Here is a 26,483-nt window from a genome sequence, read left to right on the forward strand (position 1 = left end):
AATATTACTACTTATTGCAGTTATTTGTTATCTCGCGGTAGAACGATTAATTGAACGCAGTCTAAAAATCAAGAGTTTCCTTGTAACTGCAGTACTTAAAACGATCGTACTTGTAATAATTAGTATGTTGTTCTTTCAGTACTTGCCGATATTTGGCAATATGTTTCCTTAGTACACAACACATTTAATAAAAAGCAACTGAAGAATTTGACGTACTTGTTAAATGTTCGATGATTTAGAAAATGGAAATTAGGTGGTTCATTGCGTAAATACTTCCTCTTAACAGTCGGTGTTCTATGGACAATCAATGCTTTTTGGAAAATATTCAGCGGTAACTCCTCCAGTATTGAACTTGTAGCATGGTTCATCGGAGCTATCGGTTTTTCTCTTTCCGGTATTACTATGTTCAAACGAGCGAGAGATAAATCTTGTTGACCCACTGAACATACTAAGCACTGTGGTAAATTTCCATAATAGTTTGGTATTATCAGGAAATACATATGTTAACTTCTGAAAATGAGGTGCTTTAATTGAGGTGGTTCTTTTCGCCTGAGAAGAAAAAATATAAGTATGTTGTAAAAGCTGTTGCCTTTTCCTCCCTCATAAATCTTGTGTGTTTCTTTATCGTCCCAGTGTTGTCGGGACTACTTCTTACCTACTTCTATACACCTGATGTCATTGATGCGTATAACGACGTTGAATATTTGCAAAACGAAGTAAGTTTTGGTTTCGTTCAGAGACCGGGTAATGCCGAAATGTTAGTTCCTTTTTTTCTTGGTTTCGTTGCATATTTTATTCTACTTTTTGTGGTTCAAAAGATTAAAAGATAATTGGTACCGGAAATTTCTAAGCTCTCCTTTACATAATTGAGCTTGTGTTAAAAAAGTTCATTTCTCAACATTTTGCCCGTTGGCTTAAAACCGGATCAATTATTTACTTTTTCAGTCTAAAACAATATTTTCAATGAACATTTGGATCATAAAAAAAGAGGGTACGGCACTTATGCCTCCCTCTGTTCCGTCTTACTGTGTAATTTGTACAAAACGACCATCCCGTCTTACTCTATCAGCCAAAAGCCAGCCGATGACCTCAACCAAAAGTCCATGCTCGACCTGATGAATGCGGGCTGCAAGCGTATCTGGCGTATCGCCTTCCTCCACTGGTACCGGAAGCTGGGCGATGATCGGTCCGGTGTCGAGTCCGGCATCTACGAAATGAACCGTTACCCCTGTTACCTTTACCCCGCAGGCAAGTGCCTGACCGACGGCGTCCTTGCCTGGGAAAGCGGGCAAAAGCGACGGGTGCAGATTGATGATGCTGCCTTCGTATTCCTTGAGCAGCGTCTCGCCGATCAATCGCATGTAGCCGGCCAAAACAACCAGGGTGATGTCGCGTTTTTGCAGTTCTGCCACGATTTCGGCTTCAAAAGCGGCTTTTCCCGCATAGGCTTTGGGGTCAAACACGAAGGTTTCTACACCCAGACGTGCCGCACGCTCCAATACTTTGGCACCCGGCTTGTCGCAGACGAGGAGGGCAATTTCTGCCCCGCTCAGCTTGCCTGACTGCACGGCCTGCACGATGGCTTCAAAATTTGAGCCGCTTCCAGAGGCAAAAATGGCTACTCTTCTCACCATTCCACCCCGTTGTACACGACTTTCCGCTCCCCTGCGGCGATATGTCCGATCCGGTATGGCTGCTCACCCAATTGCTGCAGGTGCGCCATCACGTCGTCCGCATCCTCCGCCTTGACCACGAGCATCATGCCGATTCCCATGTTGAAGGTTTTGTACATATCGGGATAAGAGATGTTGCCCGCCTCCTGAACCAGTTGGAAAATCGGCAGGACAGGCCAGGAGCCGACTTCGATCACCGCTTGCATACCTTCGGGAAGGACGCGCGGAATGTTTTCAGTAAAGCCACCGCCAGTGATGTGGGCCAAAGCCTTGACCGGATGCTTTTCCAGAACGGAGAGAACCTGCTTCACATAGATACGGGTAGGAGTCAGCAGCTCTTCGCCCAGCTTTTTGCCGAGAGCCTCAACATGCTCATGCAAAGACATGCCTTTATCGGCGAGCAGGACTTTGCGCACGAGCGAGAAGCCGTTGCTGTGCACGCCGCTGGAAGCAAGCCCGATCAGCACATCCCCGGCCGCGACGCCAGCTCCGGTAATCATCTTGGGTTCATCGACGACACCGACCGTAAAGCCTGCGATATCATATTCGCCCTCCGCGTACATGCCAGGCATCTCGGCTGTCTCCCCGCCGATCAGGGAGCAGCCTGCCTGGGAGCAGCCTTCGGCGATTCCTTTGACGATCGCTTCGATTTTTTCTGGAATGACTTTGTCTACCGCCAGATAATCGAGGAAAAAGAGCGGCTCCGCACCTTGCACGACGACGTCATTGACACACATCGCGACAGCGTCGATCCCGATGGTATCATGCTTTTCCATCGCGAAAGCAAGCTTGAGCTTGGTTCCAACTCCATCGGTCCCCGATACAAGCACCGGCTTATCATATTTCTTCGTATCCAGGCGAAATAATGCGCCGAATCCCCCCAGATCGGTCATCACTTCCGGGCGAAACGTCCGCTTGACGTGTTTTTTCATTCGTTCGACCGCTTCATTCCCGGCGTCGATGTCTACCCCTGCTTGCTTGTATGCTTCACTCATCGTTTCTCCCCCTAAGAGGTGTTTCTTTCGGATCACAATTCCTGTCTAGCACTTGAGAGCAGGCAAAGCCTCTTCGAAATGGATCTCCGTCGGATACTGACCGGTAAAGCAGGCGAGACAATGTCCGTTGTTGGGCGCTGTATCCTTGCGTCCGATCGCAGCCAGCATTCCCTCTACCGACAAGAAAGAGAGACTGTCGGCTTCGATGATCTGACGGATTTCTTCCACCGATTTGGTCGCCGCGATCAGCTCGTCGCGGGTCGAGGTATCGATTCCATAAAAGCAAGGATTCATAACGGGCGGCGAACTGATCTGCACATGCACTTCCCTGGCCCCTGCCTCGCGCAGCATGCGCACGATTCGGTTGCTGGTCGTGCCGCGCACGATGGAATCGTCGATCATGACCACACGCTTGCCTTCCACCACTTTGCGCACGGCAGACAGCTTCAGGTAGACCGCTCGCTCACGCAGTTCCTGGCTCGGCTGGATAAAGGTGCGGCCGACGTAGCGGTTTTTGATCAAGCCGATCTCGTAGGGGATCCCAGTCGCTTCCGCGTATCCGATCGCTGCGGAGATGCTGGAGTCCGGCACCCCTGTCACGACATCCGCTTCTATGGGCGATTCCAGCGCAAGCTGCTTGCCCAGGCGTTTGCGGGCCATGTGGACGTTGATTCCGTCGATGTCGCTGTCTGGACGCGCGAAGTAAATGTATTCGAACGTGCAGATTGAACGTTGTGTATGCGGGGTAAACTTGGTCTCGGTCAAGCCATTCTCATCAATGATGATCAGCTCGCCCGGCTGCACATCCCGCCAGTACTCCGCTCCGATGATATCAAAAGCGCATGTCTCCGAAGCGACGCAGATCGCATCTCCAAGGCGGCCCAGCGACAAGGGGCGCAGTCCATTGGGATCGAGCGCGATGATGAGCTGGTGATTGTTCATCACGACGAGGGCATAAGCCCCCTTGATATGCTGCAGGGCATCCTTCACCGCTCCGGGCAGATCGCTGCTCTCGGAACGAGCGATCAGATGCGCGATGACTTCGGTATCGCTTGTCGTTTGAAAAATAGAGCCTTTTGCCTCCAACTCCTTGCGCAGAACAGCTGCATTCACCAGGTTCCCGTTGTGGGCAACTGCCATACTGCCCTGTGCATAGCGGAAAAAGAGCGGCTGGGCATTCTCAATCTTGCTGGAACCTGCTGTCGTATAGCGGGTGTGTCCGATGGCGATATGACCGCGGAATTTTTCCAGATCTCCTTTGCCAAACGCTTCCGAGACGAGCCCCATTCCGCGATGCTTATACCACTTCTCGCCGTCGGAGGCGCAGATCCCTGCGCTCTCCTGACCGCGATGCTGCAGGGCGTGAAGCCCCAGATAAGTCAATTGAGACGCTTCCTCGTGGTTGTAGATGCCAAATACGCCGCATTCTTCATTCAATTTGTCCCAGATCAACTTATCAAACATGGAATCGCATCCTTCCAGGCTGCTTTCACCTCTTGAATCGAAGCGCGAATCGCTTCTGTTCCGTTCACGTTTACCACGAGGCTGTCGCCTCCGGTTTTTCCGATCACTTGTGCAGGCACACCGTGTTCCTGAGCCAGAGCCAATACTGCCGCTGCCTGCTCCTGCGAAGTGCTGAGCAGAATGCGGGACTGTGATTCGCTGAACAGCAGAACATCTGGACGCAAGGAAGATTCAAGCTCTACCTGCGCACCGAATTCTTTGCCGAAGCAGGACTCTGCCAGAGCAGCAGCCAGACCGCCCTCGGACAGGTCATGCGCGGATTTTACCAAGCCTTTGCGGATCGCCGAGAGAACCAGCTTTTGTACAGCCGCTTCTTTGGCCAGATCGATTTGCGGAGGACGACCGGAGATGGAGCCGGTAACCAGCTTCTGATACTCGCTTCCGCCCAGCTCGGCGAATGTCTCGCCCAGCAAGATGATGGCGTCGCCTTCGTGCTTGAAGTCTTGTGTTGTAATATGGTCTACATCGGTGATCAGACCTACCATGCCGACAGTCGGAGTCGGATAGATCGGCTCGCCGCTGCGTTCATTGTAGAAAGAGACGTTTCCGCCGATAACCGGCGAGTCCAGCGCCACACATGCCTCGCTCATGCCCTCGCAGGCCTTTTCGAACTGCCAGAACACTTCAGGCTTCTCCGGGCTGCCGAAGTTGAGGCAGTCGGTGATCGCCAATGGCTCTGCGCCGGAGCAGACGACGTTGCGGGCCGACTCGGCTACGGCAATTGCGCCGCCTACTTTTGGATCGAGGTAGACGTAGCGTCCGTTGCAATCGGTGCTCATCGCCAAAGCCTTGCGAGTGCCGCGCACCATGACGACGGCTGCGTCAGAGCCAGGCTTTACAGCGGTGTTGGCGCGGACGATATGGTCGTATTGTTCGTATACCCACGCTTTGCTGGCGACAGTCGGCTGTGCCAGGATGCTTTTCAGCGTTTCATTCAGGTCAGCAGGCTCGGGAATCGCGGCCAGCACATCCACCTTTGCATTCGCTTCATAATAAGCAGGGACAGCGGATGGACGATGGTAGACGGGCGCATCTTCCGCCAAGCTGTCTACAGGCACTTCCGCTACGACTTCCCCTTTGTGCAGCAGACGCAGCATGCTGTCATCGGTTACTTTCCCGACGACCGCAGAAGCCAAGCCCCATTTGTCAAAAATCGCGATGGCCTCGGCTTCTTTGCCGCTTTCTACTACTACGAGCATGCGCTCCTGGGACTCGGAGAGCATCATTTCGTAGGCGGACATGCCGGCTTCACGCTGCGGCACCAGGTCGAGGTTCATCTCGATCCCGTTCCCTGCTTTGGACGCCATCTCGGAGCTGGAGCTGGTCAAGCCAGCCGCGCCCATGTCCTGAATCCCGACGACAATCCCTGTATCAATCAGCTCCAGGCATGCTTCCAGGAGCAGCTTTTCCATGAACGGATCTCCCACCTGTACGGCAGGACGTTTTTTCTCGGAGTCTTCATTCAGCTCCTCCGACGCGAAAGTAGCGCCGTGAATGCCGTCGCGGCCCGTGCTGGCTCCCACGTAGATGACCGGGTTGCCGATGCCGGAGGCGACGCCTTTTTGGATTTTTTCGTGATCGATCAGACCGACGCACATGGCGTTGACCAATGGATTTCCTTCATACGTCGGATCGAAGTTGACCTCTCCCCCGACGGTCGGAATCCCGATGCAGTTGCCGTAGCCCGCGATTCCTTCTACGACATGCTCGAACAGATACTTCACGCGCGGGTTGGTCAATTCGCCAAAACGAAGGGAATTGAGAACCGCGATCGGACGGGCACCCATCGAAAATACATCGCGGATGATCCCGCCGACACCCGTTGCCGCTCCTTGATACGGTTCAATGGCGGATGGATGGTTATGGCTTTCGATCTTAAAGACGACAGCTTGCTGGTCGCCGATGTCTACAATTCCCGCTCCTTCGCCGGGACCTTGCAGGACGCGAGGGCCCTTCGTCGGAAAACGGCGCAGGACAGGCTTGGAGTTTTTATAGGAGCAATGCTCGGACCACATGACGCTGTAGAGTCCGGTCTCTGTCCAGTTCGGTTTGCGTCCGATGATGTCGACCACACGCTGGTACTCGTCATCGGTCAGGCCGATTTCGCGATACAGCTTCTGCTCGGAAATTTGTTCAGCTGTCGGTTCATTATGCGTGAGTTGTGGCACGGTTCCGTTCCCTCCAGGTCTTCAGGATTGAAGTAAACATGCGGCGTCCGTCATCGGATGTCATCCAGGCATGGACAGCGCGCTCCGGGTGAGGCATCATGCCCAGTACGTTGCCTTTTTCATTGACAATCCCGGCAATATCCTCAAGCGAGCCGTTGGGGTTTTCCCCATGATAGCGGAATACGATCTGATTGCCCCTTTTCAATTGGGCCAGCGTTTCTTCGTCACAGTAGTAGTTGCCTTCTCCATGCGCGATCGGGATGTGGATGACCTCGCCCTGGTCGTAATCCTTAGTAAAGGCCGTATCGTTGTTCTCTACGCGCAAAGCGGACAGCTTGCAGCGGAATTTGAGGGAGCGGTTGCGCAGCAGGACGCCTGGGAGCAGTCCAGCTTCCGTGAGGATCTGAAACCCGTTGCAAATCCCCATGACCAGCTTGCCTTCCTCGGCCGCCTTCACCACTTGCTCCATGACGGGCGAGAATTGGGCGACAGCACCGCAGCGCAAGTAATCTCCGTAGGAGAAGCCGCCTGGCAAAAGAATCACGTCATACGCGGTAAGATCGGTGTCAGAGTGCCAGACGTAATCCACCGGCACGCCCATGACGTCTTCCACCGCGTTGTACAAATCGATGTCGGCATTGGAGCCGGGAAAGACAATAACGGCTACTCGCATCACTCAGCCCTCCACGATCTCAAAGCGATAGTCTTCAACCACCGTATTGGCCAGCAGCTTTTCACACATTTCACGGACGCGCTCTTCCGCCTGGGCACGATCATTCGTTCCAAGCTCCAGCTCCATGTACTTGCCGATGCGCACGTTCGCCACCTCGTCAAAGCCCAAGGTGTTCAACGCTCCCTTTACTGCATTCCCCTGCGGGTCCAATACACTCTCACGCAATGTAACATACACAACTGCCTTAAACATGGACATCTCCTCCCAATCTTCTCAGCATTTCCTGATACGCTTCCTCCACATTTCCCAGATCGCGGCGAAAACGGTCTTTATCCAACTTTTCATTCGTTTCCGAATCCCAGAACCGGCATGTATCCGGCGATATTTCATCGGCGAGGAGAATGTCTCCCTCCGGCGTTCTTCCAAATTCCAGTTTAAAGTCAACCAGTGTAATCTTGCGTTCGCGCAAATAAGGACGCAACACTTCATTCACTGCGAGGCCCATGCGTTCCAATGCCGCCTGATCCTCTTCGCTCGCAATCCCCAAGACCTTGATATGGGAAGCATTGACCAACGGATCTCCCAAGGCGTCATCCTTGTAGTAGAACTCGACGACAGGCTCAGGCAAGACGGTCCCTTCTGCCATGCCCAATCTCTTCGCCAGCGAACCGGCAGCGATATTGCGAACGACAACCTCCAACGGGATAATCTCAACCTGACGAACCACTTGCTCGGTCGCGGACAGGAGGCGGACAAAATGATTGTCGATGCCACGTTCTTTGAGCATCGTGAAAAAGATGGCGGTAATCCGGTTGTTCAGCTCACCTTTTCCCGTGATTTGAGCGCGTTTTTCTCCGTTGAATGCCGTAGCATCATCCTTGTACTCCACCCAGTACTGCCCGGGAACAGAAGTCCGATAAATCCGTTTTGCCTTTCCTTCGTAAAGTTGTTCTTGTTTTTCCACCGTAGAAGTCACCTTCCCAGATAAAAGGGTTGTATTGCGATTAATTTACGAACGATTCAAATACATTAAAACATAAACATACGCATTTATCAACGAAAATCCCCAGAAACAACTTCGACAAACGTTCGGTTTTTACTGGATATTCCCCAATATCACCAGCTTATCATTCGTTAATTTAACGGATTTCGTTCCGCTCTCCCCTTCACTTCTGCGCTCCTTTCCTGTCTTGTGATACACTAAAGAAGTAAACCTACTAGGGAAAGAAGGAATCCAGATGTTGTCTTTCGAGGTCTCCTTTCCAACGCAGATTTTTTTCGGCATGGGAGAAATCAATCTGTTGGGGGAAAGGGCGAAAACGCTTGGCAAAAAGGCCTTGCTTGTCACCGGAGGCAAATCTGCAAAGCGTACCGGTCTTTTGGCCCGAGTCCAGACTCTCCTGGAAGAGGCGAATATCGAGGCTGTTCTTTTTGATAAAGTGGAACCCAATCCCCGTACCACAACCGTTGATACTGGGGCTGCACTGGCGCGTGAGCAAGGCTGTGACTTTGTTCTGGCGGTAGGGGGCGGCTCCGTCATGGACGCCTCCAAGGCGATCGCTGCCGCAGCACATTCCGGCCGCCCGATCTACGACTACATGCGCGGCAATCCGAGCGGTTCCGCCAAAACACTCGTTCCGGTAGTCGAGGCCTTGCCGATTTTGACCATTCCTACTGTGGCTGCGACGGGTTCGGAAGCCAACTCCGTGACCGTGCTGACACATTGGGAAACGCATGAAAAGTCGTCATTCAACGGCCCGGCCCTCTTTCCGAAAATCGCCATACTGGACCCGTCGCTCACCTTTACCGTTCCGGCACGGGTAACGGCAGAAGCAAGTGCGGATATTTTCTCCCATATCTTTGAAAGCTACCTGATCAGCGCCCCTGGAACTCATGTGCAGGACGGCATCTCCGAAAATCTGATTCGCCTGGTCGTGGAGCATTCCGTAAGAGCGATCCAGCAGCCTGATGACGCGGAAGCTCGCGGGACACTGCTGTGGGCCAGCACGCTCGGGATCAGTCCGTTCGCCCTCGCCGGACGCGGGCTTCGGGTCGGCATGCCTTTGCACGGCATTGAACACCCGTTGAGCGGCTTCTATGACATGGCGCATGGGCGCGGACTCGCGATTTTGTCCCTGCCTTATTTTGAACAAGTGATCCTGCCCGATCGTCCGGAGCGGCTTGCTCGCATGGGACGCAACTGCTTCGGCATTGTGGCAGGGGACGATCATGCTTGCGCCCGGGCCACGATTGAGGCCGTACGCCAATGGTACGAGCGGATGGGAATCACCGAACGGCTGTCTGATTTTGGCGTGACTCGCGACGCCCTCCCTCGCTTGGCAGAGGATGCGGTACACATCGGCGGACGCGGATTCGGATACCTGCCCAGCTCCCGCAATCTGAATGCAGAAGAGATTGTGTCGATCTACGAGGCTTGCCTGTAACAGACTCTCATCTTGACTCTGGCATCATTTGGGCGAGTTGTGCCATAATAGAAATTAGTAAAAAATTTTTTATCTAAGGGGTTGTCTAGCTATGGCAGATCCACGGATTAACGAACTGGCGAGCCGGCTTATTCGTTACTCGCTGAACCTGCAAAAAGGGGAAAAGCTGCTGATCGAAAACACAGGACTTCAGCCGGAGATGGTGCGTGCGCTGGTTCGCGAGGCTTTTGCAGTCGGAGCACTCCCGCTGGTAACACTCAAGGATCAGGAAGTGCTGCGCGCACTATATGAAGGAACAAGCGAAGAACATATGGCCTTGATGGCGAAGTACGAATACGAGCGGATGAAAGATATGGACGCCTACATCGCCATCCGCGCCTACGAAAATATCAACGAGCTGTCGGATGTACCCGAAGACAAGATGGGCATTTACGCCCGCGTTCTCTACCAAAAGGTACATACGAACGAACGCGTTGCCAACAAACGCTGGGTGGTCCTGCGCTACCCGAACAAATCGATGGCGCAGCTGTCCAACATGAGCCTGGAGCGCTTTGAAAACTTCTACTTCGATGTCTGCAATCTGGACTACGCCAAAATGTCCCGCGCCATGACACCGCTCAAGGAACTGATGGACCGCACCGACCGCGTTCGCATCGTCGGACCGAAAACGGATTTGCGCTTTTCCATCAAAGGCATTGGCGCGATCAAGTGCGACGGCAAGCGCAACATCCCGGACGGCGAAGTGTACACGGCTCCTGTACGTGATTCGGTCGAGGGAACGATCTACTATAACGCCGCGACCAACTACAACGGCACGACCTTCACCGACGTGCAGTTTACTTTTAAAGAAGGAAAAATCGTCGAAGCGACCAGTTCCAACACCAAGGCCTTGAACGACATCCTGGATACGGACGAAGGCTCCCGCTATATCGGCGAGTTTGCGATTGGCTTCAATCCGCATATCCTCCACCCGATGCTGGATATCTTGTTCGACGAGAAGATTGCCGGCAGCTTCCACTTCACACCGGGCAACGCGTACAATGTAGCGGACAACGGCAACCGCTCCTCCGTCCACTGGGATCTGGTGCAAATCCAGCGGCCTGAGTACGGCGGCGGAGAGATCTGGTTCGATGATGTGCTGATCCGCAAAGACGGACGTTTTGTCCTGCCGGAGCTGGAAGATTTGAATCCGGAGAATCTGGTTTAATTCCAGGGATGATTAGGACATACAAAACAGCCGCCTCTTCTCAGAGTGCGGCTGTATGTTTTCTACCCTATTTCTTGATTATGCTTTCTTTCACCGTACCATCTTGCATCAGGCGGGATTCCACAAGCTCTCCTTTTTCATTCTTGCTGTAAAAAGAAAAGCTTTGCACTTTCTCCTCTTTATCAAACTCGACAAATAACTGTGATTTCAGAGAGCCGTCCTCCAATCCCTGTATGTCGACTTCATCCATGTTGTCCGGTGCTGAATACGTGTAGCCTTCCTTTTTTCCAAAATCATATCGCCACATCTTGGTATCGTTCATGGAGCTCGTTACCTCGGCATCAGAGTCAACTTCTAGCAGGCTTTTTACTTCCTCCTTGGACATTCCCAGCTTTAATTTTTCTTTAACAACTGCAGCAGTCAGGTCAACGTTTATCACTTGCTTTTCTGTCGGGGCCGGAGCAGACGCAGGGTCATTGCTGCAGCCGGTAAGGTACAACCCTCCACATAAAAGCAGCATAGTGGTAATGGTTCTGAATTTCAGCATTCATCATTTCTCCTTTCTTCTGTTAACCCCCGTTTGTAAAGACGCCTCCATTTGGAAATATGTTACATCCCCCACTTGGCAATGCAGTACAAAGTGACGGACAATGGTAACTGTTCCTCCGTCCACTGGGAGCTGGTGATAATCCAACGCCCTGAATCATCTGGTAAAGAAAACGTAAAAAGAGCCGCCTCTCCTCAGAGTGCGGCTCTATGTTTTCTGCTTGATCATTTTACTCTGCATGTCGACTTCATTACATTTGATGGCTGGCATGAGGATGAAGGACGCCGCGGCTCTCTCGATCTTTCGTATCCTTGTTGTATACATACATATTTGCGCAATTCATAAGAAATCTGAACCGCGAAGCTATGCTATTCTGCAAATACACCTTTTCCTGAGAAGAACACCAAGCTGCAGGCACGAGCATTGTATCAAGCACACAGAATCGTGGAAAACAAAAGAAAATGTAAGGGGAGAATGTATCATGAGAAAAATCCGTATCGCATTCTGGATTTTCACCATTCTATTCTCGCTGGCAATGTTATTCCCAACTATTTCTGCTATTCTGGGAGAGAAGGAAACAGTGAAGTTCATAACGGAGCACTTCGGGTACCCGGCCTATTTCGTCTTTTACAGCGGAATCGTGAAAGTACTCGGCATTGCGGCGATCCTGATACCCGGCTACCCTCGAGTGAAAGAATGGGCTTACGCGGGATTGGCGTTTGACTTGATCAGCGTCGTTTATTCGAGTATTGCCGTCGGCGATTCAATTATTGCAGGCTGGCCGATGCTCATATACTTCCTTCTGTTGGCCGGATCGTATGTGTATTATCACAAAATGAATGCTTCCGTCAGTACAGCTGCCACTGACACCATCTCACCAAAGCTGCAATAAGTGCCTCCCCCTCATCATATGAAAACACCTGAGCTGGTAGAGGCTTAAAAGGAAACAAAATAAAAGTGCCCGAGCCCTGCCTAAATCCGGTAGGGCTCGACTTTTTTATCGCAAGCACACCTGCAGCAGCTGGTGGCTATTGACTCGTAATATGATTTCTGCCATACCTTCGATGGTTCCCGGGACATCCGTTATGATTTGGAGCAAAGATCTCTACTCCGCATGCAAATAATAGTGAATCAGCCCGTCTATCAGATCATCCAGCTTGCGGAACTCAAAACCCGTCGCCGCCGCCTTGCTCACATCAGGAGACAGGGATGCCCCGAAGTTATACGGGGAGGTCGATTCCTTCTCCGTCGATGGAACAATGATTGCTTCTGTTTTTGCGGTCTGTGCGATGCGATCGAGCAATTCCTGCAGCGAGAGATCCCCGGCTGAGCCGGGATTGTAGGGACCCTGAAGCTTTTGTTCAGCGGCGAACTGGATAAATCGGGCCGCATCCTCGGAGTCGATGTAGCCAAGTCTGCTTTCGGGATTGTCGATTCCGATCGGTTGCCCCGCTTTCACCCGATCCACATGGAATTGCAAACGCCCAGTATAATCGTCTTCCCCGATCACCAGTGGAAAGCGAAATGCCGTGGCCGGCACATTTCCTGCCTGGAACAGGACTGCTTCAGCCTGTCTTTTCGCCTCTTTGTACCCCGGTATTCCTATGTATTCTCTGCGGGATTTCAACTCGATCGGGTAGGTATAAGGGTCGTATTCCGATTCTTGTTTGGATGCGCCCCAATCATAGACGGACATGGTAGACGTAAACAAATAATGGCCGATTCTGCCTTCCAGAACCTCAAGGGCGTCCTTTACTTCAAGAGGAGAATAGCACGATTGATCGAATACACAGTCGTAAAAGATGTCTGTGCTGCCAAAAGCATCCTCCAGCGTCTTCCTGTCCTCCCTGTCAATAATCAGGCGCTGCACGCTGTCGCCGAACGGATCTGGCGTTCTTCCCCTCGTCGCTATCGTCACATCCCAGCCGCTGTCCACAAGATTGCGAACCAAACGCTTGCCAAAAAACTGAGTCCCGCCAATCACCAATGCTTTTTTCATGATGATCCCTCTTTCGATAAGAATTTTTTTATCGATCTTTGATCATCATAGCTGATATTGTCGTGCAATTCAATCTATTTAATTAAAAACCTGACGCACAAAGCGTCAGGCATTTTCCCCTTTCTCGGCAAAGAGTTGATTCAGCTTTTGATAAGTTGGAGGGAACTCGGCTTGATAGCGCAAGAAGGAAGGGATCGGGTAACGCACGCCGCCTTTTTGCGTGCCAGCCAGACCCTCTACCAGTTCTTCGGCATCCCGATAGTGAAAGCTGAAGGCCATTTCATGGTCCTGTGTCTGGGCGAACAGCCGGTCTCCATAACAAGGCACGATCACCTGAGGCTCGCCTGTCTGCAACGGCTTTATCGCAATATCCGCACAGTCTGCACGGCTGGAGAACGTCGAAGGAATAGAACCGCCCCGCTTGTACAGCATGCCCGCCACCAGACGCATCACCTGCGCCGAGTTGCCGTAGATTACGACTACATCCGGCTCGACGGTTGCACGATCCAGCGGATAGGAGACGTAATACCCGCTCTCTTCCGCTGACAGCTTCGGCACATCCTGCTCGCTTGCTGCCCCAGCTTCCAGACTGTCGGTGTACATGCCGCAAGCCAGATTACCTTCTGTGTAAAAGGGCAACTGCGGCTCGTAGCCAAACGCCACCTGCGCGATGGGACAGGAGAGGTCTGATCCGTTCATAGCGATGCTCCAGCCATAGCGTCGCGAAAATCCGACCGCCTGACAAATCGTGATCTGATAGCCGAAGTCGCGCATGGGCCGCTTTGTTCTCTCCGGCAGGTCATTTTCCGCTTTCACGATCTTGATTCCGACCGGGAACGAATCCGTCCTGACGTATGTTTGAATCGCTTGGTTCAACTCTTTTACGTTCATCTTCCATCCCCCATTCACTCAAGTGTTCTCTCTTCAAGTATCCCAAATATTCTGCCATTAAGCAAAATTTTATGACTTTCAAAAGTGGCTTCTCCAATTTTCGCTGCCGTAATTCAAGGTGACCTCTCCATTTGGAAAACCATTTTGTTTTTTGCTTTCAAAATAGATGCCGACCCATTTCTGATCCAGACCATCCGAAACATGAAATTGAAGCCCATTTTCTTCCGGGGTCAACCCTTCCGAATGTATGACGCGAATATTTTTTGCCTCCTCCCTATCAAAACCGATCCGTAATCCTTGATCTTCCTTGCTTTCATCCGAAAATTCAAAGTGGATGTAGCTGTACGTATCGTTTCTAAAGAGGGAATAGTCGAAGCTCGTGTCGTCATCTAATTTGTTCACATCTGATTGGAAGGCAACCAGTCCTTGCTCATGAAGCGTTTTTTTGAATTCATCCAAGCTATTGGCTTTCATTCGCGAATCCTTTATTGCTTGTTCAACCGTTATTGGTGGTGCAGAATTTTCTTCTGCGGATTGACAGCCCACTGTGAAGAGAAATGCGAACACCACCGAAACGACCACTTTATTCCACAAGGACAATCCCCTCCTTCCTTCTCCCATTTGGACGGTGTGTAAAGCTTGATGCTATGCTGCCTACATGGAGAATTGTAAAGTCTTCCATATAATCGAATCAACTAACATTCGTCGTAAAAGAATAAAAAACGGGTTATCCCCGTTTTCTACCCCCCACTGTACTTCTCCTCAATCTCCGAGCGCATCTCGCTGTACGTCTGCGTCGTCAAGCCGACCAAATAGGCGATCAGCTCCTCCTTGGATTGCGTGACCAGCGCCTCTCTTTCACGCCGCTTCTGCAACAGATATTCCCGCGGCTGGTTGCCCAGCTTGCCTGTCGCGGTCAGATAATCGATAGCAGCGCCGACATTGAGGCTTTCCCGCCAGTTTTTCTCGTACCAATCCCGGTCGTAGGCGTCGATCCATTTTTTGCGGTCGATCAATACGGCATCCACTTCGGACAAGGCATCGCGCTTCCACTGCTCCCATTTTTGTGCAATTTCTTTGGCTCGCTCCAGCTCTTGCTTGAACTGCTCTCGATTGGTGACGTTGGCGTACAGCCCTTCCGATGCGGCCGCGATCTCTTTCAGTTGCTTCTGGCCCTCGGCATTTACGTCGAAGCCGATCACATTCAGGAGCGGCATGATGTCGGACTGGGAAAGCTCTCTGGCGACCGCTACCGGGTCGCCGTCACAGGTCTCGATCCCGTCACTCACCAGGTAGATGACGTTGGTATTCTTGTCTGCCGAAAACTGTGCCATGTCCTGCTGCGCCATTTGCAGAGAATGCGCAATCGAGGTCCAGCCGTTCGGCTCAAATTGCTTCAAGGCATCGTCCAGCTTCTTCGCATCATACGATTGGAGCTGATAGACGAGATCGCTGCTGGAGCAGGAAAGCTGTTTGTCCGCATCCGAACCGCTCCCCTTATGCCCGTAAACCCTTAGTGAAATTTTTGCTTCCTCAGGCAGAGACTCCGCGAACTCCTTGATCGCCTCTTTGGCCAGCTCCATCTTGGTCTTGTCGCCGATTTTTTCTTTCATACTGCCGCTCGCATCGAGAATAATCTGCACGTTGAAATTTTCGCGAAACAAAAAACGGGCATCTCCCACATCCGGACTCCCAAATGAAGCCATCCGCCAACGATCTACGACCATTTGCGGACTGAGGTAATCCTCCGTAAACAATGTGAGCAGTTGGCCCCAGTAAACATCGATCAGCGATTGATCCATCCCGTCGATCAAGGGCGGCAGACGGTCCAGAACTTTGACAATCTGTGCCCGATGCGGATAATTCGCCAGATAAAATTGAGTGCCAGCCAGCGGACCCGGCTGGGAGCCAATCAATTCTTGGGTCGTCTCAGGCATGCGTGGTATACCTGCAGTTCCGGTTACGGCTGACCCGAAAGAACAGCCGACAAGCGACAAGGTCAACACCAAGCCGCTTACGATATGACGCCATCTGGATGTACATGCCATCTCACTCATCGCCTCCTTGCTGCTAATCTGCCTGTTTCTCTATAAGGAAAGATGGACGTCTGTCCATTGGAGCACCTCTGCGAAGCGAATGCGTCTGCCTTCCGCTGTCTGCTCGATCTCATCGCGATGATTGGACAAGAAATCAAGGCCAAAATTTTCACTCTCATACCGGACGGACGTCCTTACTTCGATCCGCTGCTCGCTGTTGAACATCTTCACTCGCGACCCGCTTCTGATTGCGCCGTTTCTAGACAGGATTTTCCCAACTGTACTTCGAATTTCTTCTTCCGCAATCCCCATGTATTGCCTTACATACCCTTGCAGTAAAGAATTGCTCGGTAGATTGACTAAGAGCACCTGGTCAATCGCACTATACTGGATCTCACTATCCGACCAGCTCGGATGGGCACTGCGCAAGGAGATTTCGGCCATCTTTACCTGCGGCGAGATCGGGACCATGTTGAACGGAAGGTTTGCATCATAGACATGGATCGCCCTCTCAGCTTCTTCGTAGACAATCTGCGTAGCCCCAAGGCTGGCTTGCTGCGCACTATTCGCCGCCACTTCCTTGTCGACAAAGACGGTCGACATGTTGAACAGCAGCGTAAACATAACGAGCGAAAAGAAGAAAAAGATCGTCAGGACAAACACCGTCATATTGCCGCGTTGATCGCGCAATCGTTCCTTTACCAGTCTCATCTAATTGACCACCCGCCCCCGCAGCTCGCGGCTAAGCGAGATGACCTTGTCTTCTGGCTCCATGTTTTTCTTAATAAATTCCGGAATGAAGAATAGATCCAGATTCACGCCAATGCGTGCAACAAACAAGTTATCCCCTTCACGAGAAATCCTTGATTTAGAATCGTTGTAAGAAATGCCTCCTCCGGCAGAGTTGACGATTTCGCGGGCAGCTCTTTCCGCCTCCGAGGAATTACCGGTGATCGAGTAGACCTTCGCTGCTTCGTTGGCTGCCGACTGGGCGATGATGACGGCATAAACACCTGTCAAAAATTGCCATAAAATCAAGAGTATCAAAAAAACAAATGGCAGAATCCCGATAAACTCCACAGTCACAGAGCCTTTCTCATTTTGCAACGCCCGACTCCATCTTTTCATAAGCACAGTCACCTCCGCAGAAAAACCCTGCTTACCCCTCTAATATCAATCTTTCTGCTTCAACTCTCTCTGCTTCCAATTTTTCTGCCTCGATCGCCTGCATCAGTTCTGTGCGCCACTTGATTGTGTACATCGTAAACATCACCGCGACAAAGGGGAAGATCAGCACCGTTAAAATCATTTGCGTAAAAAAGACAGCCCCGAAGCTGGTCGTGATAAACGTCACTGATGCCAGCCCGACCAGACCAATCACCCACTCGATCGCACTCGTCAGCAATATCAAGCCCAGAATTGGAACAAAGTGTTTTTTCCCCATCTCAAAGGCAGACCGCAAGCATTTCCAGGGAGATGCTTGTTTCATGACAGTGAGATAAGGAGTCAGATAAAACAGGACCAGCAGGATGACCCCCGGCACGACGAACAGAAGCAAGCCAATACACACCGCCAGTACGTAGACGATCCCAAACAGGAAAACGGAGAAGCCAGACTCCCAAAATGTGCGGAAGGCCTTGCGCAGCGGTTTTTCTTCTCCCTCCATCTCGCTGATGACGAATTGCGCAAACACGATCTGAACTAATGTCAGGAACAGCAGCAGCAAAAACAGATTATAAAAACTGGCGACGACAGGTGCCCCTGTCAAGGCAGCCAGAAAATTTACGTAGTTCATCGCCACATTGTGCACCAGCAGCAACGGCAGCACAATAACGGCCGAAATCAACAGCAAGGACTCGATATGACGCGCGTAAAAGTGAATGCTCTCTTTCAATGGATTCACAAAGACAGCCTCCCTGTATTCGTTCTCTTACTGCTAGGGATTCCGCAGAATGGAGATGATGTCATCGCGAAAAATTTGCTCATTTTTTTCACTTACCGCCTGTCTCATATCCTCGAAATCTCTGTAGGGGACTCCCCTTACTTCCATGTCTCGGACGGATTGCTTCATAATCCGCCTGATTTCTGCCCGTTTGTAGTCGCGCAGCAGCGCAACCAGCTTCTTCGCCATCTCACCTGACTCCCGAGCCAACTCGAGTCGGGAGGAGGCAAAAAAATCGTACAAGCGATCGACTGCATCCTGCAGCTCCACTTGCCTGCGCAAGCGCCGGTACAAGATGTAATCCGACTCAAGCAGGGCATCCCGCATATTCTTCTCGTCGTCGACAGACGTATAATTGCGTGCAAGCATGTCGTTGTGGCAACGCATCCCCCGTTCATAGATCGCCTGCAAGGCATCCACGCTTTTGACCATCGTGTCGCACATCTCGATCACATCATCTGCATCCTGGCGCGTCTGCGCATCCATCGCATGTTCACAGACTGGAAGGAGCGCCCGCAGATAATCCCGTTTTTGCTGATACATCCATACAGGCTTCTCCTTATCCGCTGCGAAATCTTGCGTAAAATTAATTGCAGCATTGTTATGGGACATAAAAAGGCGAACGACAGGCGCGGCCTCGGCACGAGGCGGCACACTCCCGTCACTGCGCAGGATCAGATACCCGCTCGCCTCGTTTTTCCCCCATCTCCAGTACTGGACATTGTAATAGACTTGATCTTCAAAGATTGCCGCATGATTAAACAAGTCCGGCTTTTCCAGGAAGCGTTTGTACTTATTGATTTGCTCTCGTACCTGTGCAGTTTCTCTTACGATCATGCGTTCAACCATGCGTGTATTCCCTCCAGCTCCAAAATGACATTCATGCTGATTGTATACGATGCAGAGCGGCTAGGTTCCTACACACCTAGGAGAAAATGGATTTTACCCACCCGATCGCATCACCGGCTTTCTCCTTGGCCCAATCGATCCCGGCCATGGTTTTTTCCTTGAGCCACTTGCCCATTTTTCCTCCTGCCAGCTTGTCGAGCCACTTGATCGCTTTGCTTCCAACCCACAGAACTCCCCCTACGGTGACAAGCACGACACCTGCCGTCTGTCCACCCGGTATGACAGAAGCGATCACTCCTGCGTCCATCAGGGTGCTGCCCAGGTTGCTGACACCATCGAGGAACTTCTCTCCTTGCTGTTCTGGGGAAAGGCTGGGATCATCAATCTGGCTGAATGCCGTGTACGTATTGAACGCATCAAATGGCAAACTGATCGCTGCAACGCCCACGTTCAAGCCGGTGACTAGACCCGGCACCCGAACTGCATTATTGGCTGCCTGAGCCCCATTTGTGATCGACCGCTGGGCATTTGCCGCATTGGCTACGGCGTTGGCCTTCTGCTGAAGAACGAACTTGTAGTTGTCGTATGCGCCTTTCGCTCCCATGAGGTCGAGTGCGCCACTGGTATAATTCTGGTAATCCGAACCCTGCAGGCTGATGTCCATCCCTTTCAGCCCAAGGGTAAGAAGAACTTTGGCGTAACCTCCAGCCCCCGCTCCGGCAGAAACCTGCCCCTGCTCCAGCAAGTCTGCACTGTAGCTGAGGGTGTCACCGATCACGTCTTTGAAGGATAGCTCCAATGCCTTGTAGCCCAACGTCTCTCCAAAAGGTTCCGGACGTTTCGTGTTTGGATCCAGACCAGGAGGGGTAAGCTGTGGAACCCCACCGCCATTGCTTCCCGATGTAGATCCGCTGCCGCCCGGTGCCTGCAAATCAGGCCTGCTGCCATTTGGTGCTGACAACGCTGGAGCCTGACCGTCCGGAGCCTGCAGTTGAGGCGTATTCCCGTTTGGAGCCTGAAGTTGAGGTGTATCCCATTCCGGGGATTCCAACTGCGGAATACTTCCCGGAGGCGGCTCTAACTGAGGCATATCCCACTGAACGCCTTCGAGCTGCGGAACTTCCCATTCCGGCGCCTGGAGATCAGGCGTCTGGTAGTCCGGTACCTGCATCGTCGGTGGCTGTAAGGTAGCTCCTTCCGCCAGCGCAATCACTGGGAAAGCATTCATCAAAAGAATAAAAAAGGCGAAGATACCAGTTATCCAGCGTCTTCCTCGTCTTTTACCCACTAGCCAACCCTCCTGTGTCACGCTAGTTTTTTCTCATCTTGTATGTCTGTTCGATAGCCGCGACAGCTTCCTTGTATGATTTTTCATTGAGGTCTCTCAGAAAAGCTTCCATTTCCCTGCCGTGCTTCACGATGATCTCGTCTTGCTGCTTCTCGATCTTTTCCAGTGCCGAGAGGGTTCCTTGATCCAGGATGTTCAGCCTGTTCAGATCAGTAAAGACAGAAAGAAAATTATAGCTTTCCCTTACAGAGTTGCTGTGCCACTTCGATCCATAGGCATGGATGGATACAGCTTGGGACAGATTCGCCGACAAGGCATCATAGGACGCGCCGCTTCTCCATTTCGTCCACTTCTGTGCGATTTCGCTCGCTTGCTGAAATTCGCTCAGCAGCTCTTTTTGATCCTGAATCAACACGTAACGTCCGCCTGCCGCTTCTGCTACCTGCTTGAGCTGCCTCTGTCCTTCACCATCGACTCCAAAACCGACCACATTGACGATTGGCGTAATATCGGAGCTGCCCAACTGTTGCGCCACCGCTACAGGATCGCCTCCGCAAGTCTCAATCCCGTCGCTGACGAGGTAGATGATATTCGTGCTGTTTTCACCCTTGTAGGCACTCAAATCCTCTTGTGCCTTTTGCAGGGCCAAGGCGATTGGTGTCCAGCCTGCCGGTTTGAATTGCGCGAGGGCTGCATCCATCTTTTGCGAATCATAGGCTTGCAGCGGGTACATCACATCGCTTTTGCTGCAAGAAAGCTCCTTCGCAGATTCCGCCCCGCTCCCTTCGTGACCATAGACCCGCAAGCCCACGTTAGCCTCCGGCGGAAGTGATTCGGCAAAAGTACGAATTGCCTCTTTGGCAGCTTCCATCCGCGTTTTTTTCCCTGCCATATGACCCATGCTGCCGCTTGCATCCAGGACGATCATGACGTTGTACTGCTTCTTGAACTGAAAGCGCGGATCATCTACTTCCGGATTGCCGAAAGAGTTCAACTTGATCTGGTTGATAATCTCCTGCGGTTCCGGATAATCCTCTGCGAACAGCCCAAGCAAAGCCAGATAGTACCATTCAATGATTTCTTGGTCGGGATCCTTGATGTTAGGGATTTGGGAAATGACCTTTTCGATTTCTTCATTTTGCTCGCCATATTGCACACCTGAAAAGCGGCCAGGCGGGATATTGTAAAAATCCTCGGCCGTCTGAGGCAGCTTGCTCAGCTCTGCAGGGATCATCGCTTTGAGTGCCTGCAGCTGCTCTTCTCGATCCGGTACGTCCGGATCAGGCGCAGACGTCCCGTTCTCTCCCTGTTCGTTTTGATTCGGTTGGGGTTCTGCCTGCCCAGGGGGCTCGACTGGCGTTGTATCCACTGGCTCAGCCTCTGGCGCTGAACAGGCGAATAGGCCAACCAAAGTAGCCAAGAGGATGGCGATAAAGAATGATTTCGTTGTATTCATGACAGTATCCGTACCTCCCCCTCTTATCAGCTCTCATTATGTAAAGAAGCTGGCATAACAGATGCCTGCATGCCAGCGCACCTAAGCTTATTCTCCCTTGCTGATGCCTTTGATGATGTTGGACAGTGTGCTGGAGACAGCGTTACCGACGTTTTTATCGTCTTGAAATACTACCTGAATGGCTGCGAAAATGGCCAGGATAACCCCCGCCAGAGCGATCCACTCGATCGCTTGCGCTCCTCGTTGGTTGTTCAAGGAAACCAGTGTTTTTGCGTAGAGTTTTTGAATGGCATTAGTCATCATTTTTCATTACTCCCCTCATAGTTAAAAAATAGTAAAATACCGGCATGCTTTGTTGCTCTTCCTGATGAGGGGCATCACCTCCTCTCCAGCTAAAATCTTATTTGGAGATCATGTCAGACAGCATCGTCGTGTTCTCCATAATATTTAGAACCATCAGCCCGCCAATCAAGGCAATGGCTGTCGGCGCTACAACAAACGTCGTGATCAGCGTTACTTTAGGAGAAGCCTTTGCCGCCTTTTCCTTGATCAGCTCTTTGCGAATGCGGCGCATGTTTTCGGACTGGATTTTGAACGTGACGGCAATCGGAACTCCCAAACGCATGCCCTGAATCAATGCCTTGATCAGCATCTGAAACTCAGGGTTGTCATTGCGGCGCAGCAACTGCTCATACGCCTTTTCGCGGGGGACTCCCAAATCCAGCTCTTGATTGAACCGAGAGAATTCCTCTTGAATAGGCCCCTGGAAAAACTGCATGACCGCGCGCAGTGATTGGTCCAGGCTGACCCCAGCCTGCAAGGTAACACTCACGGTATCCAGAAATTCCGGCAGATCGTAGCGGATCTGGTTTTGCCGTTCCTTCGCCCGATTTTTCAACAGGACAATCGGCAGGAAATAGCCGACCAATGGCCAGACAATCAGCCCGTAGGTGGCAAAGGGGAAGCCCAGGATAAACAAGACAATCCCGACAATCCCTCCAAGCAAAGCGAGAAAGATCTTCGTGCCCTGAAACCGCTCGACACTCAAATCGTACGGGCGCCCTGCCTTCAGCAGCCATTCCTCCACCTCATGCGACTCACTGAAAAAATTGATGCGTTGACCGAGCGCGGAGTAGTCGTCGCTGTAGGCAAGCAGCTTTTTGATCCACTTCTCGGATGCAGTCTCCCGCTTGCGTACTTTATAGCCTCGCGTGCCCGTTGTTTCATGCACGTGGTTGATCAGTTTTTCCTTCTCGATTGAATAGCGATAGAATTCCTTCAGGAAAATGATAAAAAATAACAGGAACAAAAACAGACAGGTAAGGATCCAAGCGTCCATCTTCTCACACCTTTATGTTGGTCACTTTTTTGACCAGGACGTAGGACAGGATCGTCCCGACGATAAATACCCCCAGCAAAACCAGGCCAAAACCGGAGAATAACGGGTCGATAAAACCCTTGTTGATTGTGTTCATCATCAGCACCAAAGCGATCGGCATGATCGGCACCAGGATGGAAACGTAGCGCTGCTCGGCCGTCATTGTCTTGATCTCCTGATTGACGATGCGCCGATCCTCCAGCGTCTCAGCCATTTCCTGCAAGACCTCGCTGAGATTTCCTCCTGCACGCCGCTGAATGTACAGGGTCGCTGCAAATATGCGAAAATCTCTCGTCGGAATGCGCTTTTCCATATCCATCAGCGCTTTGTCAAAACCGACGCCCAATTGCAGCTCGCGCGCCATGCGCTTGAACTCCATGCCGGCCGGTTGCGGGATTTCTCGCGCCACCAGCTCAATCCCCTGTGTGAGGGTAAGTCCGGCACGCAGCGAGTTGGCGAGCAGTCGGCACACATCTGAGAGCTGATCGTTCATCCGTTCCTGATATTTGTTGCGACGGATGATGAACAGCAGGTTTTGGATCAAGTACATACTGGCTGCACCAATGAGCAGGTTGTAAGGAAATTTCAATCCCACGACATTGTTTAGGAAGAATGCCAATCCAAACGACCCAATCAGCATGATTCCGTAATACTCCGAGGGAGCCAGAGAAATATTGGCCTTAATCAGCTTGCCTTGAATCTCTTGGGCATGAGGCGTGCGGTCGAAGCGATCCCCCCAGTCGGACAGAAAGCTTCGGCGCTGCGCTTTGACGTCATACCATTCCTCCGCACGCTTCTTCCACTCCGTCTTCTTCGCCCGGTACCCCAGGTATTCATAGATGCCCCAGATTCCGAGCAGGACGGATAGACTAAATAGGATGGAGATGCTCACGCCTTTTCACCTCCGCAGACTTGAACAGGGATTCGTCGATTTCGATGCCGAAGGTCCGCAATCGTTCCAGACAGCGCGGGATCATGCCTGTCGGCGTAAAATAGCCGAGCACCTCCCCGGTCTTGCCCATTCCAACGCGCTGAAAACGGAAAATCTCATTGACCTCAATCAGTTTGTCAGGCCCTGTGTAAACCTCCGAGATCGAGACCATCTTCCGCGTCCCGTCTGAGAGGCGCGTTACTTGAACGATAATATCGAGGGCGCTGACGATGTATTCGCGAATGACCGAGGAGGGCAATTCCATCCCGGCCATGATCACCATCCCCTCCAAGCGGTTGAATGCGTCTTGCGGGGTATTGGCATGCACCGTGGTCAAGGACCCTTCGTGACCTGTGTTCATGGCCTGCAGCATGTCGAAGGCCTCAGCGCCACGAACCTCCCCGACGATAATGCGGTCGGGACGCATCCGCAGAGAGTTGCGGACCAGGTGGCGAATGGTGATCTCCCCCTTGCCCTCCATGTTGGGGGGACGCGCTTCCAGTCCCACGCAATTGGGTCGGTCCAGCTTCAGCTCCGCCGAGTCCTCAATGGTGATGACACGTTCAAACAACGGGATGGCTTTCGAGGCGGCGTTGAGCAGGGTGGTCTTCCCGCTTCCCGTCCCTCCCGAGATCAGCACGTTCATCTTCGCTTTGACGACTGATTCGAGAAAAAATGCCATCCTGCTGTCAAAAGCATTAAAATTCATCAAATCCTGCATCGAGTAAGGTTCTTTGCGGAATTTCCGGATCGAGACGAGCGTTCCATTCAGGCTGACCGGAGGAATCACGGCGTTTACACGGCTGCCGTCCTTGAGGCGGGCATCCACCATCGGCGAGCTTTCGTCGATTCTTCGTCCGAGCGGGGCCACGATCCGGTCGACGATATGGCGAAGATGCTCCTCGTCCCGGAATTTCAAATCCGTCAGCTCCAATCGACCCTTTTTCTCGATATACACTTCCTTGTGCCCGTTGATGGAGATCTCCGTAATCTCGGGATCTGCCAACAAGGGCTCCAAAGGTCCCAAGCCTACGGATTCGTTGATCAGTCTGGTCAGCAGCAGTTCCTTTTCCGTGCGGGGAATGACGACCTTCTCTTCTGACATGTACTGGGACACCATGCGTTCAATTGCCAGCCGCATTTCTCCCGGAGACAAGCTGGTCAGGCGATCCAGATTGGTCTCGCGCAGCAGTCTCGCTTTATAGTGATCCGCCAGCTCGTCGATGTACGGATTGTGATAAGCAGGAGCTGCGAGCGGACGGGCGTCGTTGTCAGTCTTTGCGGGCTGTTCTTCTTTGCGTCGAAATAATGCCATGTCCTTCGCCTCCTATGACAGCTTGGAAAGTACCCATTTGCGTATATCTTTGGCAGCGGCGGAGAGCTTTTTTTCATTGGCTTCACGTTGCAACGGCTGTCCTTGATTGACCGCTGCCTGCACACCGCGATGGTCGCGGCAAATTTCGGCTGTGATCGGGGTTTGAATCAGTCCCTTCAGATCGGAGACGTTCAGTTCATTGTCCCTGCCGACCTTGTTGACGACGATTTCAAGCCTTCCTTGCGTATCGATTCGCAATCTTCTGAACAGATCTTCCACCAGCCGGTACGCCTGCACCGACGGCGTATCCAGATTCATAACGTAATAGATGATGTCCGACTCTTCCAATGCCGAATACGTAAGTTCGTTCATGTAGGAAGGCAGATCCAGAATGACAAAATCATAGCTGCGTCGACTGGCGCGGATCAGCCGCGTAATGAATTCCTCAGATATGTTTTCTGCCGTCTCCGCATCGCGCGGGCTGACCAGCACTTCCAGCTTGGAATGGGTCTCGCGCTGCGACACATTGCGTATGTGGTTTTCATTCATCTCGTTAATCACTGGGACCAGATCCGCCAAAGTCCTTGTGGTGTCAAGCGAGAAGAAGGTCTCTACTCCTCCGTATTGCAGGTTCAGATCGATCAGCAGTACGCGTGCGGTCGATTCCAGCTTGAGCGCTTGGGCAAAACCGGTGGCCATCTGGGTACGTCCGCTTCCTCCCTTGCCGCTGTAAAAGGAATAGACCTTGCCCCGCCCTCTGACGAATGCCTTTCCGGTAGCCACTGCCCCTTTTTTGCGCTGCTGATGCTGTTCCAGCTCTGCGATTTTCTCCAGGCGATCGGTCAACAGCGTCAGTTCGTCCGGCATCAGGATGTATTCGATGGCCCCTGCGCGGATGACGTCCCGCACCAAAGCAAAATCCTGCTTCTCTGTCAAAAAGATGATGATGCCTTCCGGGAGCTCTCCCTGGATGTACTGAACCAGCTCCACTCCTGTGCCATCCTCGGGTTGGACGAGCAGCACGACATCAGGTGCGATCCTGTCGATCTCCTTTTTTACTTCACGCGATGTCGTATAGTGGACGTTTCGCTGCGCAAGCGATTCGCGCAGTAGATTCTGAATGGAATCATAATCGGCGACCACGAGTATCTTCATATCGGTGTTCAT

27 protein-coding genes are annotated in these 26,483 nt (G+C 52.0%); 4 read left to right on the plus strand and 23 right to left on the minus strand.

The annotated features are described in order from the left end of the window. Window positions 1-611: 611 nt before the first annotated feature. Entirely contained in the window at window positions 612-830 is a 219-nt protein-coding gene (locus tag EDM58_RS26550; protein ID WP_425455625.1) for a hypothetical protein, read from the plus strand. A 192-nt stretch (window positions 831-1,022) separates the two neighbouring features. Here the strand turns inward: EDM58_RS26550 and purN are convergent, their stop codons facing one another. From purN to purC, 7 genes are read right to left on the minus strand one after another with little or no spacing between them, the layout of a single operon-like run. Beyond that, on the minus strand, window positions 1,023-1,634 hold the full coding sequence (purN, locus tag EDM58_RS16175; RefSeq protein WP_122914260.1) for a phosphoribosylglycinamide formyltransferase: 612 nt from the start codon (window positions 1,632-1,634) through the stop codon (window positions 1,023-1,025). Next, window positions 1,628-2,668, minus strand: a complete 1,041-nt coding sequence (purM, locus tag EDM58_RS16180; RefSeq protein WP_122914261.1) for a phosphoribosylformylglycinamidine cyclo-ligase — start codon at window positions 2,666-2,668, stop codon at window positions 1,628-1,630. The genes purN and purM overlap by 7 nt, the downstream gene beginning before the upstream one ends. A 45-nt stretch (window positions 2,669-2,713) precedes the next feature. Continuing rightward, window positions 2,714-4,132, minus strand: coding sequence for an amidophosphoribosyltransferase (purF, locus tag EDM58_RS16185; protein ID WP_023556585.1), 1,419 nt, complete (start codon window positions 4,130-4,132; stop codon window positions 2,714-2,716). Continuing rightward, window positions 4,117-6,360 (minus strand): phosphoribosylformylglycinamidine synthase subunit PurL, encoded by a 2,244-nt coding sequence (purL, locus tag EDM58_RS16190; RefSeq protein WP_122914262.1) that lies wholly within the window; start codon window positions 6,358-6,360, stop codon window positions 4,117-4,119. The genes purF and purL overlap by 16 nt, the downstream gene beginning before the upstream one ends. After that, the gene (purQ, locus tag EDM58_RS16195; protein WP_122914263.1) at window positions 6,341-7,033 is read right to left on the minus strand and encodes a phosphoribosylformylglycinamidine synthase subunit PurQ; all 693 of its coding nucleotides are present in this window, start codon (window positions 7,031-7,033) and stop codon (window positions 6,341-6,343) included. Before purQ ends, purL begins: the two co-directional genes overlap by 20 nt. A gap of 3 nt (window positions 7,034-7,036) precedes the next feature. Then, window positions 7,037-7,285: a phosphoribosylformylglycinamidine synthase subunit PurS gene (gene purS, locus EDM58_RS16200; RefSeq protein WP_122914264.1), complete on the minus strand. Its 249-nt coding sequence runs from the start codon at window positions 7,283-7,285 to the stop codon at window positions 7,037-7,039. Continuing rightward, a complete protein-coding gene (gene purC, locus EDM58_RS16205) occupies window positions 7,278-7,997 on the minus strand; it encodes a phosphoribosylaminoimidazolesuccinocarboxamide synthase (RefSeq protein ID WP_122914265.1) in 720 nt (239 codons plus the stop codon). The genes purS and purC overlap by 8 nt, the downstream gene beginning before the upstream one ends. A gap of 274 nt (window positions 7,998-8,271) precedes the next feature. On the opposite strand from purC, the gene EDM58_RS16210 reads away from it, so the two are divergent. Then, window positions 8,272-9,477 (plus strand): iron-containing alcohol dehydrogenase, encoded by a 1,206-nt coding sequence (locus EDM58_RS16210; RefSeq protein WP_122914266.1) that lies wholly within the window; start codon window positions 8,272-8,274, stop codon window positions 9,475-9,477. A gap of 91 nt (window positions 9,478-9,568) precedes the next feature. Further along, entirely contained in the window at window positions 9,569-10,684 is a 1,116-nt protein-coding gene (locus EDM58_RS16215) for an aminopeptidase (RefSeq protein ID WP_122914267.1), read from the plus strand. Between the two features lie 67 nt (window positions 10,685-10,751). Here EDM58_RS16215 and EDM58_RS16220 read toward each other — a convergent pair whose 3' ends face one another. Next, entirely contained in the window at window positions 10,752-11,231 is a 480-nt protein-coding gene (locus EDM58_RS16220) for a hypothetical protein (RefSeq protein ID WP_122914268.1), read from the minus strand. Between the two features lie 481 nt (window positions 11,232-11,712). Between EDM58_RS16220 and EDM58_RS16225 the strand changes: the two genes are divergently transcribed. Then, window positions 11,713-12,123, plus strand: coding sequence for a DoxX family protein (locus EDM58_RS16225; RefSeq protein WP_122914269.1), 411 nt, complete (start codon window positions 11,713-11,715; stop codon window positions 12,121-12,123). Between the two features lie 213 nt (window positions 12,124-12,336). On the opposite strand, the gene EDM58_RS16230 is transcribed toward EDM58_RS16225, so the two are convergent. From EDM58_RS16230 to EDM58_RS16300, 15 genes are all read right to left on the minus strand, one after another. Then, window positions 12,337-13,230, minus strand: a complete 894-nt coding sequence (locus EDM58_RS16230) for an NAD-dependent epimerase/dehydratase family protein (RefSeq protein ID WP_122914270.1) — start codon at window positions 13,228-13,230, stop codon at window positions 12,337-12,339. A gap of 105 nt (window positions 13,231-13,335) precedes the next feature. Next, window positions 13,336-14,121 (minus strand): DUF169 domain-containing protein, encoded by a 786-nt coding sequence (locus EDM58_RS16235; protein ID WP_122914271.1) that lies wholly within the window; start codon window positions 14,119-14,121, stop codon window positions 13,336-13,338. 78 nt (window positions 14,122-14,199) lie between these two features. Then, window positions 14,200-14,715, minus strand: a complete 516-nt coding sequence (locus EDM58_RS16240; protein WP_122914272.1) for a hypothetical protein — start codon at window positions 14,713-14,715, stop codon at window positions 14,200-14,202. A 146-nt stretch (window positions 14,716-14,861) separates the two neighbouring features. Next, window positions 14,862-16,169 carry a VWA domain-containing protein gene (locus tag EDM58_RS16245; protein WP_122914273.1) on the minus strand — a complete coding sequence of 436 codons (1,308 nt, stop codon included), beginning with the start codon at window positions 16,167-16,169 and terminating at the stop codon, window positions 14,862-14,864. A 39-nt stretch (window positions 16,170-16,208) separates the two neighbouring features. Continuing rightward, window positions 16,209-16,868, minus strand: coding sequence for a Tad domain-containing protein (locus EDM58_RS16250; RefSeq protein WP_122914274.1), 660 nt, complete (start codon window positions 16,866-16,868; stop codon window positions 16,209-16,211). Continuing rightward, window positions 16,869-17,285, minus strand: coding sequence for a TadE/TadG family type IV pilus assembly protein (locus tag EDM58_RS16255; RefSeq protein ID WP_122914275.1), 417 nt, complete (start codon window positions 17,283-17,285; stop codon window positions 16,869-16,871). A gap of 31 nt (window positions 17,286-17,316) precedes the next feature. After that, complete coding sequence (locus EDM58_RS16260) at window positions 17,317-18,060, minus strand: YciC family protein (protein ID WP_246000794.1); 744 nt, start codon at window positions 18,058-18,060, stop codon at window positions 17,317-17,319. Window positions 18,061-18,093: 33 nt separating this feature from the next. Further along, complete coding sequence (locus tag EDM58_RS16265; RefSeq protein WP_122914276.1) at window positions 18,094-18,948, minus strand: hypothetical protein; 855 nt, start codon at window positions 18,946-18,948, stop codon at window positions 18,094-18,096. 76 nt (window positions 18,949-19,024) lie between these two features. Beyond that, complete coding sequence (locus EDM58_RS16270; protein WP_122914277.1) at window positions 19,025-20,236, minus strand: hypothetical protein; 1,212 nt, start codon at window positions 20,234-20,236, stop codon at window positions 19,025-19,027. A gap of 22 nt (window positions 20,237-20,258) precedes the next feature. Further along, window positions 20,259-21,692, minus strand: coding sequence for a vWA domain-containing protein (locus tag EDM58_RS16275; RefSeq protein WP_122914278.1), 1,434 nt, complete (start codon window positions 21,690-21,692; stop codon window positions 20,259-20,261). Between the two features lie 87 nt (window positions 21,693-21,779). Beyond that, window positions 21,780-21,995, minus strand: a complete 216-nt coding sequence (locus EDM58_RS16280) for a hypothetical protein (RefSeq protein WP_122914279.1) — start codon at window positions 21,993-21,995, stop codon at window positions 21,780-21,782. A 97-nt stretch (window positions 21,996-22,092) separates the two neighbouring features. Further along, window positions 22,093-23,031 carry a type II secretion system F family protein gene (locus tag EDM58_RS16285; protein ID WP_122914280.1) on the minus strand — a complete coding sequence of 313 codons (939 nt, stop codon included), beginning with the start codon at window positions 23,029-23,031 and terminating at the stop codon, window positions 22,093-22,095. A gap of 4 nt (window positions 23,032-23,035) precedes the next feature. Further along, window positions 23,036-23,962, minus strand: a complete 927-nt coding sequence (locus EDM58_RS16290; RefSeq protein WP_122914281.1) for a type II secretion system F family protein — start codon at window positions 23,960-23,962, stop codon at window positions 23,036-23,038. Continuing rightward, the gene (locus tag EDM58_RS16295) at window positions 23,940-25,316 is read right to left on the minus strand and encodes a TadA family conjugal transfer-associated ATPase (RefSeq protein ID WP_122914282.1); all 1,377 of its coding nucleotides are present in this window, start codon (window positions 25,314-25,316) and stop codon (window positions 23,940-23,942) included. The genes EDM58_RS16290 and EDM58_RS16295 overlap by 23 nt, the downstream gene beginning before the upstream one ends. Before the next feature lie 12 nt (window positions 25,317-25,328). Then, window positions 25,329-26,483 (minus strand): CpaE/TadZ family protein, encoded by a 1,155-nt coding sequence (locus tag EDM58_RS16300; protein ID WP_122914283.1) that lies wholly within the window; start codon window positions 26,481-26,483, stop codon window positions 25,329-25,331.

The sequence above is a fragment of the Brevibacillus panacihumi genome (genome assembly GCF_003710985.1).
GTDB classification, from domain to species: Bacteria; Bacillota; Bacilli; order Brevibacillales; family Brevibacillaceae; genus Brevibacillus; species Brevibacillus panacihumi.